Origin of the sequence: Enterovibrio calviensis DSM 14347 (genome assembly GCF_000621165.1) — a bacterium.
GTDB lineage: Bacteria > Pseudomonadota > Gammaproteobacteria > Enterobacterales > Vibrionaceae > Enterovibrio > Enterovibrio calviensis.
The window spans coordinates 944,686-958,137 of the sequence record NZ_JHZA01000001.1; the positions used below are offsets into that span (position 1 = coordinate 944,686).

General features: G+C 46.4%; 14 protein-coding genes. 5 read left to right on the forward strand and 9 right to left on the reverse strand.

From position 1 onward, the window contains the following. Positions 1–99: 99 nt before the first annotated feature. Complete coding sequence (locus tag Q365_RS0104040; protein WP_028022142.1) at positions 100–660, forward strand: hypothetical protein; 561 nt, start codon at positions 100–102, stop codon at positions 658–660. A gap of 128 nt (positions 661–788) precedes the next feature. Here Q365_RS0104040 and Q365_RS0104045 read toward each other — a convergent pair whose 3' ends face one another. The 6 genes from Q365_RS0104045 to Q365_RS0104070 all read right to left on the reverse strand — a co-directional run bounded on the left by Q365_RS0104045 (position 789) and on the right by Q365_RS0104070 (position 6,614). After that, on the reverse strand, positions 789–1,586 hold the full coding sequence (locus Q365_RS0104045; protein WP_028022143.1) for a phosphodiesterase: 798 nt from the start codon (positions 1,584–1,586) through the stop codon (positions 789–791). Between the two features lie 14 nt (positions 1,587–1,600). Further along, positions 1,601–2,428, reverse strand: coding sequence for a carbohydrate ABC transporter permease (locus tag Q365_RS0104050; RefSeq protein WP_245621489.1), 828 nt, complete (start codon positions 2,426–2,428; stop codon positions 1,601–1,603). Beyond that, positions 2,425–3,318 carry a carbohydrate ABC transporter permease gene (locus Q365_RS0104055; RefSeq protein WP_028022145.1) on the reverse strand — a complete coding sequence of 298 codons (894 nt, stop codon included), beginning with the start codon at positions 3,316–3,318 and terminating at the stop codon, positions 2,425–2,427. The genes Q365_RS0104050 and Q365_RS0104055 overlap by 4 nt, the downstream gene beginning before the upstream one ends. Positions 3,319–3,406: 88 nt before the next feature. Next, complete coding sequence (locus Q365_RS0104060) at positions 3,407–4,672, reverse strand: ABC transporter substrate-binding protein (protein WP_028022146.1); 1,266 nt, start codon at positions 4,670–4,672, stop codon at positions 3,407–3,409. Between the two features lie 131 nt (positions 4,673–4,803). Next, on the reverse strand, positions 4,804–5,820 hold the full coding sequence (locus tag Q365_RS0104065; protein WP_028022147.1) for an ABC transporter ATP-binding protein: 1,017 nt from the start codon (positions 5,818–5,820) through the stop codon (positions 4,804–4,806). Next, positions 5,820–6,614 carry a DeoR/GlpR family DNA-binding transcription regulator gene (locus Q365_RS0104070; RefSeq protein ID WP_028022148.1) on the reverse strand — a complete coding sequence of 265 codons (795 nt, stop codon included), beginning with the start codon at positions 6,612–6,614 and terminating at the stop codon, positions 5,820–5,822. The genes Q365_RS0104065 and Q365_RS0104070 overlap by 1 nt, the downstream gene beginning before the upstream one ends. A 368-nt stretch (positions 6,615–6,982) precedes the next feature. Between Q365_RS0104070 and Q365_RS0104075 the strand changes: the two genes are divergently transcribed. Both Q365_RS0104075 and Q365_RS0104080 read left to right on the forward strand, forming a co-directional pair. Then, positions 6,983–7,576, forward strand: a complete 594-nt coding sequence (locus Q365_RS0104075) for a histidine phosphatase family protein (protein ID WP_028022149.1) — start codon at positions 6,983–6,985, stop codon at positions 7,574–7,576. Positions 7,577–7,841: 265 nt separating this feature from the next. Continuing rightward, positions 7,842–8,429: a hypothetical protein gene (locus Q365_RS0104080; protein WP_028022150.1), complete on the forward strand. Its 588-nt coding sequence runs from the start codon at positions 7,842–7,844 to the stop codon at positions 8,427–8,429. A gap of 226 nt (positions 8,430–8,655) precedes the next feature. On the opposite strand, the gene pyrC is transcribed toward Q365_RS0104080, so the two are convergent. From pyrC to Q365_RS0104095, 3 genes are all read right to left on the reverse strand, one after another. Continuing rightward, the gene (gene pyrC, locus Q365_RS0104085) at positions 8,656–9,684 is read right to left on the reverse strand and encodes a dihydroorotase (protein ID WP_028022151.1); all 1,029 of its coding nucleotides are present in this window, start codon (positions 9,682–9,684) and stop codon (positions 8,656–8,658) included. Positions 9,685–9,989: 305 nt separating this feature from the next. Further along, positions 9,990–10,418 carry a hypothetical protein gene (locus Q365_RS0104090; RefSeq protein ID WP_245621491.1) on the reverse strand — a complete coding sequence of 143 codons (429 nt, stop codon included), beginning with the start codon at positions 10,416–10,418 and terminating at the stop codon, positions 9,990–9,992. 29 nt (positions 10,419–10,447) lie between these two features. Then, on the reverse strand, positions 10,448–11,476 hold the full coding sequence (locus tag Q365_RS0104095) for a winged helix-turn-helix domain-containing protein (RefSeq protein WP_028022153.1): 1,029 nt from the start codon (positions 11,474–11,476) through the stop codon (positions 10,448–10,450). Between the two features lie 508 nt (positions 11,477–11,984). Here Q365_RS0104095 and Q365_RS0104105 point away from each other — a divergent pair. Beyond that, positions 11,985–12,677 carry a porin family protein gene (locus Q365_RS0104105; protein WP_028022154.1) on the forward strand — a complete coding sequence of 231 codons (693 nt, stop codon included), beginning with the start codon at positions 11,985–11,987 and terminating at the stop codon, positions 12,675–12,677. 111 nt (positions 12,678–12,788) lie between these two features. Next, on the forward strand, positions 12,789–13,403 hold the full coding sequence (locus tag Q365_RS0104110; protein WP_028022155.1) for a hypothetical protein: 615 nt from the start codon (positions 12,789–12,791) through the stop codon (positions 13,401–13,403). Positions 13,404–13,452 lie beyond the last annotated feature (49 nt).

Below are 13,452 nucleotides of genomic sequence, written 5' to 3' on the forward strand. Positions count from 1 at the left end.
CGAGCATCTTCAGGTTGTTTGGGTATATGAGTTGATGTGGCGGACAATGGAACACAATATTAGAAACGGATTGACTGATAGGCAGTGAGCAAAGGAACAATGACACCGATTAAAATTAAACGACTTCGTCCGCACGTTGAAGAAATTCTCGCACGTTACCAAGCAGAGATTGGTCAGGACTTTAACGGATACCGCAATCATGTTTATCGCACCATCACTTACGCGATGCATTTTCTAGGGAATGATGATCAATATGAACGCATGGTTGAAACCGCGTTTGCTTATCATGATATTGGCCTTTGGACAGATCATGAACTGGCGTATTTAGAACCTTCAGAAGAAGTCGCAATAGCAGACAACGAAACGTTTGGTTGGGAGTTAGACCCAAACACCTTACGTGCGGCAATCCATTGGCATCATAAAATCACGCCATACAAAGGGCTAAACCACCTTGTCGTGGAAGCGTGTCGTAAAGCGGATTGGATTGATGCTTCAAAAGGCATGATCCACAAGGGTTTGCCAAAGTCATACATCAAAGAGGTCGAAGAGGCATTTCCTAACTTCGGATTTCACGACACCTTGTTACGCCTAGCCAAAGACTATGGCGGATCGACGCTGGTGGGCGGCATTAAAGTGACACGAGGCATTGTGAAATGGTAACTCTGCGTCTTTTGATGTAATGCTTTCGCCGTGTATCACAGTGTTTAAGCTTGAAAAAACGACGCCATAGGCGTCGTTTTTTGTGGTTGGTCGCTAGCCAGAAAGCCTGCGTATCAAATTTATCCAACCTAAAACGGATACAAGTCCCCGTTCGTCGACAGCGACAGATAGCTGCTGCGAAAGCCGTTGATCCATTCGTGAAGCATGTAACCGCCTGGCTTTTTAGTAAAGCCGGCCGGCGCGTTGGGGCGGTGATCCGTCATGAAACTGCTGGCGACTGCGGGGGAGGAAAGCACTGTGGTGTTGCCTAAACTGCACACAATGCTGTTGTGTAAATGCCCGCAAATGACGCGCACTTCTCGCGATGTGTGATTGAGTAACTCGCTCAGTGTGTCCGCACCTTTTAATCCAATGTTGTCCATAAAATGGATGCCTGATTCAAATGGAGGGTGGTGCAGGGCGATTAATGCAGGCTTATTTGGATTGGAGGCCAAAGCGCGCTTCAGAAATTGCAGTGTTGAATCTGATAACGCGCCGCCACCTTGATTGGGAATAATGGAATCGAGCCCAATCACATCAAACGCAGAAAATGTCTCAACCCAGTTCAGCTCGCCATGTTCAGTGCCGCCCGCTAATTGTGGAAAACTGGTGAGCATGGCATCGCGGCTGTCGTGATTGCCGGGGATCACCAAATACGGCAAGTTCAAGCGTTCAATCTGGGTTTTGAATAGCTGATAGCTTTCCTCGTCGCCATAGTCAGTGATGTCTCCGGTCGCAATAACAGCGTCAACATCGCCAAAAAGAGGTAAATCCTGTTCGATCTTATCAATCGCTTGTTCAAACAAGGCGAAGGTATTCAACTGACCGGAAACCTTTGTCGGTGGCACGGTCAGGTGAATGTCGGTGATTTGAATAATTCTAGTCACGTTAACGATGCTCCCTACTTAATCCCAGCGCGCAGAAATGCCTGTACAAACTGACGTTGGAAGATCAGGAACGCAATCAACAGTGGCGCAACGGACATCATGGTCGCAGCGGAAATCACCGAAATATCCACGCCGTTCTCGGGTGCGCCAAAAATCGACAACCCCACGGTCAATGGACGTGTATCGTCGGAGTTAGTGACGATCAACGGCCATAGGAAGTTGTTCCAGTGTGTCGATACCGATACCAGTGCGTACGCCAAATACGTTGGCTTCGCCAAAGGCACATAGACCTTCATCAAAATCCCAAACAGAGAACAGCCTTCCACACTGGCGGCTTCGTGCAATTCATAGGGCACAGATTTGAACGATTGGCGCATCAGAAATATACCGAAGGCGCTCGCCATGTAAGGCATACCCACACCCAATATGGTGTCGAACAAGCCAAGCTTGGATGTGACGGCGTAGTTTTCGACAATCAGCACTTCCGGCAAAATGAACAACTGAAGCAACACCAGAATGAACACAAAATCTTTGCCTGGGAACGACACCTGCGCAAACGCAAAGCCTGCCAAAGTAGTGATAACAAACTGCCCAATCAACACAATGGTGACCAAAAAGAAGGTGTTGATGAAGTACTTGATCCAAGGCGCACCGTCCCATGCCACGCGGAAGTTATCCAACGTCCATGCTGACAGCAGGTTGAAGTTCACGGCATCAGACGTGGTGTGAAAGGCCGCCCAGAACGCAAAGAACAACGGCGAAATCCAGATAACCGCTAATAGCGTTGCACCAAACGTATCAAGATATTTCTCAATGCTTTTCATTGGAGATACGGTTCTCATTGGTAATGCGTCCTTTTATCGAGGTACATGAACTGCACGGCAGCGGCGATACCCAGCACCAGCAGCACGAGCACCGTCATGGCGGCGGCATGTGGCGCATCAAAGAAGGCGAATGCCATTTCCCAGATGTAGTAAAGAATGAGTTTGGACGCGTCCGATGGGCCGCCTTTGGTCAAGATAAACAGGTGATCAATCAATTTGACGGAGTTGATCATCGCATTCACCGTAATGAACAAGGTGGTTGGCATCAGCAGTGGCAGTACGATGCGACGTGTGTATGTCCAGCGGCTCGTGCCTTCTATATCTGCGGCTTCTTTGTAGTCAGCCGGAATGGTTTGCAATGCCGCCAGATAGAAAATCATGAAAAATCCGGCTTCTTTCCAGATAGTCACGATAATCACTGCCCATAAAGCAGTTTCAGGTCGGCCTAACCAGTTAACCGATTCAAAGCCAAACAGTGCGCCGATTTGATCTAACACGCCCAGATCTGGCGTGTAGAAAAACAGCCAAAGGTTGGCGGCAGCAATCATGGGCAGCACGGTAGGTGTGAAGTAAGCCGTGCGCACAAACCCTTTGCCTGAGATCTTGGAATTGGCCCATAACGCCATGATTAGCGCGATAGCAATGGAAATAGGAATGGTCATCGCGGCATAGAAAAGGTTGTTCTTCACCACAAGCCAAAAGGTCGGATCATTGAACAGATCCGTATAGTTTTCCAAACCGGAAAACTCTGAAGGTCTGCGTCGTGTTCCCTTGGAAAACAGACTTTCCCAGAAGGTCGCCAACGACGGATAAAACGCAAACAGTGTTAACAGAATCGCCGCAGGCGTAAGTAAAAACCACCCATAGAGGTGTTGCCGACGTCGTTCCATTTCCGCGTAATGATTCATAATACTGCTCGGTAGTGGAGGCTCGTCCCGCCGAAGAAACGGCGGGACGTATTCGGTGTATTGCTCAAACTGAGTTTACTGTCGTGACTTATTGATAATTACGCAGCAGACGTTTCGCCGAGTTTTGCGCTTCTTCCAGTGCGTCTTCCGGTGTTTTTGAACCCGTTAGAGCCGACTGAATAGCGTTGTTCAAACCTTCACGCACACGGGCGGTTTCGTAGGTTGAGAACTCTGCGACAGCATGTTCCAGTTGGTTACGGGCAACCAGTGCAGGTGGGAACGTCGCGGTGTAGCTCTTCAGCGCATCGGTTTCATACGCGTCTTTCGATACGCCCATGTAACCTGTCGCAATAGACCATTTTGCGGCTTGCTCTGGCGCAGTCATGTATTTGATGAGTTTCAGAGAGGCGGCTTTTTCTTCGTCAGATGTGTCTTTGAAAATGTAGAAGTTACCGCCACCCGTTGGCGAGCCAAGCCGAACATTGCCCGGTAGCATGGCGACACCGAAATCAAATTTCGCCGCGTTTTTCACCGCGGTAAGGTTACCCGTGGAGTGCCACATCATCGCGGTGTTGCCTTCGAGGAATGCCTGACGTAGCGTGCCCCATTCCACTGTGCCTGTCGGCATCACGCCATGTTCTTGTGACAATGACTGCCAGAACTTCAGCGTATCGACCACTTCTTTGTCATCGAAATAGGTGGTTAAACCATCGTCAGACATGAGCTTTTTGCCGTTTTGAATCGCCAAGGCTTGGAACATCCAGTAGGGGTAACCCGTGGATGGGATCATGATGCCGTAGGTATCATCGTTGGTGAGTTTTTTGCCCATCTCTACCAACTCTGTCCATGTTGTCGGTGGCTTTTCTGGATCAAGTCCGGCTGCTCTGAACATGTCTTTGTTGTAGTAAGCAACAATGGTTGAACGTTGGAATGGAATCCCCCACGTTTGGCCTTCGGCTTGACCGTTTTCCATTAATGCAGGGTAGAAGCCTTCTAGCCAAGCTTTGTCAGCGTCCCCCTCAATCACTTCGTCAAACGGCGAGATGATTTCTTGGTCGATGAGGTCATACACATCAATTGAGAACATGACCGCAAGCTGTGCAGGTTCGCCCGAGTTCAATGCAGAGAGCGCACGAACGCGAGTGTCATCATAGTTGCCTGAATAAATGGCATTGACCTTAATGTCAGGGTTCTGAGTTTCAAAATCCGTCACTAATTCATCGACAACCTTGGTTAAAGAGCCGCCGACCGCAATCGGGTAGTACATGTTGAGTTCAGTAACCGCTGCCGCGGAGTGGGTGGCTAAAGCAAACGTACCTGCGAAGGCACAACTGAATAACGTAGAGAACTTCATAGATTCACCATTGATTTCGTAGAAAATTAATCTCAAGTTGGATTCCCTGCCTGCTATCAAGCTTTGCTAGCAAGATCTGCTAACAAACAATGTTGATAAGCGGCGCGGGAATAACAGCTCAGCATGCTTTGCTAAGACATTCGGTTTCCTTGGTCATCAAAGAAATGCAGCACGTCATCGTTGAACGTAATATCAACGGTGCTGCCTTCCACTAACGAGGTGTAACCTTGCATTTTCACCACCAGACCTTTTGCTTCTGGGTGTTCCAACAGCACGTGGGTTTCTTCGCCAAGGTATTCACTTTCTGCCACTTTGCAGGTTAAGCGGCCTTGTCCCGTATCCACCACACGCACGTTTTCTGTTCGTAAACCCACCTTGGTGGCGTGGTCGCTGCCTTCAATCACACCGCCGTTGATCAACGCCATTGGTGGCGCGCCAATAAATTCTGCAGCAAAGGTGTTTTGTGGTTGGTTATAGAGTTCACGCGGTGAACCGGTTTGCATGATGTGGCCGTCTTTCATCAATATGATGATGTCTGCCATGCTCATGGCTTCGGTTTGATCGTGGGTGACATACACCACGGTCATACCAAGATCACGTTGCAGCTTCTTAATATCCTTGCGGACTGAATGGCGCAGCTTGGCATCAAGATTAGAAAGGGGTTCATCCATCAAACACAATGGCTGGCGTGCCACGATGGCGCGAGCCAATGCCACACGTTGACGTTGCCCGCCTGATAGCTCACCTGGCTTTCTGTCTTCGTAGCCAAGCAAGCCCGTGATCTCTAACGCGTCATTTAGCTTTTCCATTCGCTCTGGCGCAGGCACTTTGCGAACCTTCATGCCGAACATGACGTTCTCTGCGACTGAAAGGTGAGGGAATAGGGCATAAGATTGAAACACCATGGACAGGTTTCTCGCAGACGGTGCTAATTCCGTCACGTCTAGGCCATCAATATGGATCTCACCTTCATCGGGTATCTCCAACCCTGCCAGTAACCGCAACGTGGTAGATTTACCGCAGCCTGACGGCCCGAGTAATGCTACAAATGACCCTTCAGGTATCTCCATCGAAATGTTTTCGACACCCAACTGACCGTTCCAGCGCTTACCAATATTGTCGAATATCACAAATGGCGCTGCGTTCATTAAATCTCGCCTCCAACTAACTTCAGACGATCTCCAACGCGCTCAATAAGCGAAGAAAAATCATCACCGGGATGCTGATCCATAATGATTTGGTCAACATCAAAAATACTGCCACCCACGGCGGGCGCGATGCGTGTCAGCTTGGTGCTGTCCATCACCAATACCGAGGTTTTACAATGGGTGCGAATGGCTTCGCGCACTCGCACTTCAGAAGCATGAAAATCCAACATACCGCCGTCTTCGGAAACGCCAGCGACACCGAAAATGCCGAACTCAGCTCGGTAGCTATTAAAGAACGCCAACACGTCATCACCCAATACATCGCGGTCAGGCATTCTCACTTCGCCGCCGGGAATAATGATGCGGTTTGACGGTTCGTTACTGAGTGTCATGGCGGCATTGAGGTTGTTTGTCATCACCGTTAATTCGCGCTTTTGCGTGAGTGCTTCCGCCACAATGGCAGGGGTCGAGCCAATAGATATGAAGACGGTCGATCCGTCAGGGATAAGATCAGCAACGGCACGAGCTATAGCGTGCTTCGCTTCCGAGTTGGTAACGGCACGTTGTTGATATGGGTCGTTCAGCTGTCGCTCAAAACTTTCCACACCGCCATGGCGTCGACGAAGCAGGTTTTCACTGCAAAGCTGGTTAATGTCTCGACGCACCGTTTGTGCTGAGACACCTAAAAATTCAGTGAGCATTTCAACCGATACGTTGCCCTTGGCGTGTGTCATCTCCAGAATGAGTTCACGACGAACCTCGGTTTTTGATTTGAGTTTTGAATCTAGAGCCATACGACCTGTTTCTCCATTCCACTCAAGGTAGCTTCAACTAACGTAGACGCGGATTTAACATTTCGCCAACATTTTGAGCGTTTGAATAATCAAACTGTACTAATATTGACCAAATGCTCATTTTTGAGCATATTTATGTTCAAGTGCTCACTAAAATGAACTGAAGCCGAATTTATGAGCAAATGGTCATTTCTATGTTGCTGGTGCGTATTGTTAGCAAGGGAATGTGAAAGTCTGGTTTCAATCAGATGAAGAATTGGCGTGCAGGATGTTTCCGCTATAGCGATAGAAAAGTCGGCGCGACTGCATTAGCCTTACGTCGCCCTCGCCAAAAAGGGCGGCATGAGTCAACAAAATGAGGAATGGAGATGACGGTATTCAACAATACCTATTTGGCAATGCGACACGGGCAAAGCCAAGCGAATGTGGCTAACATTGTGGTGAGCGATCCGGCGATTGGGTGTGAGCAATATGGCTTATCGCCAACTGGCGAGCAACAAGCTAAAACCGCTGCGCAGCAATACCAAGGCATGCCCATTACTCAAATATTCACCTCCGATTTCAAGCGCACCAAAGAAACTGCGGCCATTGTGGCTGACACGCTAAATATGTCTGAACCGCAGCAAGATACTCGCTTGCGAGAGCGGTATTTCGGAGAGTGGGAAGGGAAAACATCAGACGCTTACGAGCAGGTGTGGACAATAGATGCACTCACGGCATATAACAACGAAAATGGTGTTGAAAGCACCGCCCAAGTGAGAGCGCGCGCACTGGCGCTCATTCACGAATTGGACGCGAAATACCAAGGCGAAGTGATATTGCTGGTGGCACACGGTGACACGTTACAAATACTCGCCACCGCGTTTAATGATTTACCGCCAAACAAACATCGCACTTTACCCCATCACGAAACCGGTGAACTCAAAGTGCTTGTGGAGCAAGGCGAACCTACGCCATTCTAATTCCGAAAATCACCAACAAAAGTGCGCTCAGCGCGCACTTTTTGTATTCCTACTTTGTCGCCGAACCAGACAGCCAAGGAGCTCTTGCTGAGCATGGCGGCGTGTATTGTGAACCGTCCGACCAAAGCTGCGACCACTCGCAAATCTACCCACCAGAATGGCGTCAAAATGACCTGTCTCGTACTTTGCTTTGTTGATGAAAGACATGCCAATTGGCTCAACTCATACTGCAGAAACCATCAATAAAATGAGGTTTTTGAACAAGATGAAACTCACTTCTCGTAAACTCTTTATGTTTGGCGCGTTTATTTTTAGCTGCTTAGCGATGCCATTAGCGCAGGCTGCAGACGACATTAAAGGCGTAAATCTACTTCATACCGCGAATTGGAAGGCTGCAACGGATGGCTTTGGTTCAAGCTTTAAGGCGTCTGACCCACTGGTTCAAAATGATCAAATCCAAGTCGAGTTCACTTTGTTCAAAAAGCAGGAAGGTAAGAACTGGCCATTTGTCGAACTGATTTGTGCAACGGATACTGCGTTAACGGGTGTGTCGAGCGTCGAGATCACTTACCGTTCTGGCGCGGACGTTTCGGTTAAGTTCAACCAATCTGATTTTGGTTCAAAAGGCGATGGTTCTTACGCGCACTATCAAACCGTGATCCCTGCATCTGATGAGTGGACAACGATCAAACTCGATGCCAGTGATTTTGCACAACCAAACTGGGCACCAGAAAGCACGAAGAAAATTGCACTCAACCTCAGCAACGTGAAAGACATTTACCTGTCACCGAAGCTGAACTTTGAAACAGGTGAAACAAGCACGTTAAGCGTGAAAAGTTTAAGAGTGCTGTAAACCAAATCATTGCAACGCTGCAATCGGCAGTTCGGTAGTCACAAAAAACCACGTTTACGAACGTGGTTTTTTATTTGGGTAATCTCGAGTTCAGTAAACTCGATTGTGTATGTTGGCATATCGTGTTTGTTCATAGCTAATGAACGTAAAAAGCCTAACCGCATGGTGGTTAGGCTTTCATCATTCAATCACTACTCAGTTTTCAAGTGTTAGCGAATCACTTCGGTTATTTAACCGTCCAAGTGATGTTTTCACCGGCACGAATTGGCACGACAACGTCGGAACCAAACGGCATGGTCGCTGGCACAGGCCATTCCGCTTTTGTTAGCGTCACCGTGTCGCTGTTGCGTGGCAGGCCATAGAAATCTGGGCCATTGAAGCTGGCGAATGCTTCTAGGTTTTCCAGCTTACCTTCTTGTTCGAACACTTCAGCGTAAAGCTCTAGCGCAGCGTGTGCGGTGTAAGAACCTGCACAACCACAAGCAGACTCTTTCGCGCCTTTAGCGTGAGGAGCTGAGTCTGTGCCTAAGAAGAATTTCTTGCTGCCGCTTGTTGCTGCTTCAACCAAGGCTTTTTGGTGTGTGTTGCGCTTCAAAATTGGCAAGCAGTAGAAGTGTGGCTTAATGCCGCCAACCAACATGTGATTGCGGTTGTACATCAAGTGGTGTGCTGTGATAGTTGCAGCCACGTTCTCGTTAGCATTCTTCACAAAGGTCGCTGCGTCAGCGGTAGTGATGTGCTCTAGGACGATTTTAAGTTCTGGGAAATCGTTAACGATTGGCGCGAGGACAGTGTCGAGGAATTCTTTCTCACGGTCGAAGATATCAACGTCGTGGGAAGTGACTTCACCGTGAACCAGCAACAACATGCCGACTTCTTGCATCGCTTCCAACACCGGATAGATATTGCGCGCAGATGTCACACCGGAATCCGAGTTGGTGGTTGCACCAGCAGGGTAGAGTTTTGCCGCAACGACAGCACCAGATTCTTTGGCTTTTTTGATTTCTTCTGGTGTGGTGTTGTCGGTGAGGTATAGCGCCATCAGAGGTTCAAACTGCGCAGAAGGCTGTTCTGCCATGATGCGTTCACGGTAGGCAATGGCCATTTCGGTGTTGGTTACCGGTGGAACCGTGTTCGGCATAATAAGTGCGCGACCGTTGTAGCGGCTGATGTCTTGAACAGTATGGGTAAGGACTTCACCATCACGAAGATGAACGTGCCAGTCGTCAGGGCGAGTAATAGTTAGTGTGGTCATTTAAGGCGTCCCTCCATAGAAAAAATATCGGATTGGCGCCTGTCAGCAAGGATTGCAAGAAAGAAGCAAACGCTTGCGCTCAGGCGGCAGGATAATAGTGTAAAAGGCACTATATTTCATCCTCTTTCTGCCTAAAGTGTCTGATTAGTGGCTGAGTTCGATTCTGTCACCATAAGAAATTCGACGAACAATGAACGTGAATATGAGGCTTGCTCGTTTTGGTTTGTTGATTGGTTTGCGTGGTTTGTTTTCTCGAAGCGCCAACTTGATTAGGGGGCAATGCCACCCTAATCAAGTTGACGTTGCTAGGACGGTGAAAAGCAGACGAGGTTGAAAATCTCCGAACGATTCTTGGCATAGAAGAAGAGGTTACGAGCAGTCATGCTGAGTGCGTACCTGATAGTTAGCCCTTCGTATTCCTTGTAATCACTGTTTAGCACGGGATCATGATGCGTGACATTTTGCTTTACGGTTTCGAACTTCATCGCAAGCTCATCGCCTTCAAGATCATATGAGCCAAAATAGAAGTTTTCTAACTTGTCGATTTGCCCTTTCATGTCTGTGACCTGAACAAACTCTCTGATGGAGAAGTGATGACGAGATGTGAAGGTGAGCGTCATCTTTTCAAGCACAGAACGATATTCAGAATACGCCTGAGAGGCGAAACCTGTTTTGATGGTTTCACAATGCCAACTGGTCGACACTAGGTTCACGCTGCGATGTTCTTTGATCATGTGATAAGCCATGTAGGCCAATAGCATTATCAAGACAGCGATGATTGACACAGTAAATTTGCTTCTGAGAAAAACGCTTCTAACGCTATCCATGATGATTCACTCTGATATTTTGATACAGCATAGTTAAGTGCTGTGTGTTTTGGGGTCAATATGAAAACATACAATGCATTTTGACTTGGATGATCAATGGAAGGATAAAGCCTCAGAAAAACGTCTAGTTCGCACGTGTGAGGCAGGCTACTTTTAATACCGTTAAGCAATGAACTCCCTTCTTCGACTTCTGATTCCTTGTTCGAAAATACGTGAATGCTACCTACTGTATTGCTGTATGCGTATTCTGATTGATTAACGAAGTAGGGCTTTTCATCACTCGCCTTGAGAGAAAAAACCGCCATGGTTACCATCATAAGAATCAATAAACATGAACTGATCATTAGAGGTGCTGATAGTCGACGTGTCGATGCGTTGTTTTCAGCATCGTTTTCACACTGGTTATCTTTATCAACATCAGACGTTGTATTTTTCAAATCTTCAAGCGGTTCATTTGATGGGTGCTGAGTGTTTATTAATTCATCTTTATTGCTTTCTTTAACTCCACTGAATATTTCTTTTTTCTTTGGTTGATTGTTTTCCGAAATCTCCTGTTCCGCACTAGGTGCTTGTGATTTTTCTTTCTCTATTGCTGGTGAATTGTTTTCTATTACTGATTCGTTACTTACATTTCCGATGGTTAAGTTTCCATCAAAACTAATGATATATCCAACTTTGCTTATTGTTTTTATCTTTATGTCACTATTATTACTTTTCTTGATTGATTTTCTCAATGTGGAAATGACATTGGTTAATGACTGATCTGAAACCACCGCATTGCCCCAGCAAGCTGAAAATAATTCATCCTTACTGACACTAATGTCTGCATTGTCTAAAAGGTAGACGAAAACTTTTCCCGCTATTGGGCTTAGTGATTCCGAGTGTCCCGTTGAAAAGGAGAGTGTTCTTTTCCCAGTATCATAGACAGCATCAGAGAAACTATAAAGTTGAGAACTTTCGGGCATTTATTTTTTCCAAAATAAAATCATAACTAATTAAAGCAAAGCAAGTTGGAAATGTCCACTGTGCGAAGTGCCTCAAGGACATTGGCCAGAAACTTCTCGCTTAACACCGATAATTGTTGACCAATTTTTGCCATTACCTGATGAACGATATTGAATGAATATTTCCTTGTGTATTTGAATATTATGAAAGGCTAATGTTTGGCTCTGAAGCCGGAGAAAACATAAAATCAAATAAAACATTAGCTTATGGTAAAAATAACCATGAAAAAATCAGGTGGATTTCAAAGTGATTTGAAATCCATTTGATTTGCATTTAGACCGCTCGTCCCATTTTTTAGAGAATGGCCGCCGAATTCATGACCTGTATCAAACTGGCTCATTGCAGCATGCACTCAACGTGGTGCGAAAATCCAATGCGGTGGCTTATACAGGCTTACAAATGATAATAGAGCCTTCTGTGTTATACGGGGCTCAAACCAAATGCAAACACAATAGAGTAGTATTCGTAATGAGAAAAAAAATTCACTTCGCAGCAATCGCTTTGGCTTTTACTTCTACATCTTCATTTGCCGCGACACCATTTAACAATGATGCATTGTACCTTGGTTTTGATATTGGTTTCCTTAATACAGATTCAGAACTGATATCGGATTTGGGTAATAGTCAGATGGACTCGACGCTTGGCGGATTGGGTGGAGCAATTGATGACTCAATTTATAATGATCTAAAACTCGGTTACAAATTCAATGATAATTTGCGTGCATATGCTTTTTGGCGTGTGACGAGTGAAGATTCAGCGCAAACGAGAGTATTATCCTCTAATCAAGTTCAATTAGGTACGGTTGATATTAAGCGTCAGGAAACCATTGGTGGTTTAGGGTTGGACTACATGCTGCCGATTAATGACAGAATGTATTGGGTTGTTGGTGGTAGTCTTGGTCGCTATTCATCAGAAGTTGAGATGGAGTCAAAATCAATGTTTGGCTTTGCCGATAAAACAAACATTGAATCTAGTGGTTTGGCTGTGGGTTTGAATACCAGTATTGGCTACGCGCTTAATGAAAACTGGGCGTTTGAATCTGGTGTTAACTATATGCGCCTTAATGGGAACTCTACCAAATTCGAAAATAGCGGTGCAGATCTAGAATATAAGAACGAAAACCAGTTTGGTTTCTTTGCTGGTGTTAATTATACCTTCTAGAGAATAGTCATCAATCGCGATGGTATTTATTGAAAACTAGAGTCATTAACGTAAAAGGTTCGCACATAGGGATGAAGTGCGGATCTTAATGAAAATCAAAATGTGAAACTTATGCGAACACTATTATTAGTACTCTCTCTTTTATCCCTTTCGGCATGCACTATCGGCGTTAATCTTCCGGAAACAGACAAAAGCAGTACATGCGGACAGCACTGTATCGCAAACGTTGAAGTACTTGTTGACCCGACCAAGAGCGCAAAAGAAGAAATCGAACAGTCAGCGCTTCAAGGCTATGAAATCAATTTCTATCAGGCCGTTGCTAACGTGACTAGAACTGAGTTGTTGAACAGTAACTATTCCGTTGCTGATGGCAACGTCCTTACTGTTGGCAGAACTGATTTTCCACACTATGCCATTGCCTACCACATTGAACACAAAGAATTGTCTATTCCGAGTACGGTGTTTGGCGAGAGCCATGCGAAAGCAGAAATCGTCTACGAGCTCTTTGATAGCAGTAACCAACTGCTCCTGACACAAAGAGAAACCTGCTCATTTTCCGATGAAATGTCGAGTGGTGAAACGACTTCCCATTTATTGATGCCTTTCGATAGCCTTTTTGCGGTTTCTTTCACTGAGTTTCTAGGACGTGTCTGGATCACTACAGTGGAAGATTGCAGCCATCGGTTCATAGAGAAAGTCAATGTCATCGCGAACAATGCGCACTAGTTTTCACCCTAGGGTTGCTACTAGCACCGGAACGGTTGCCCTCTTTTAC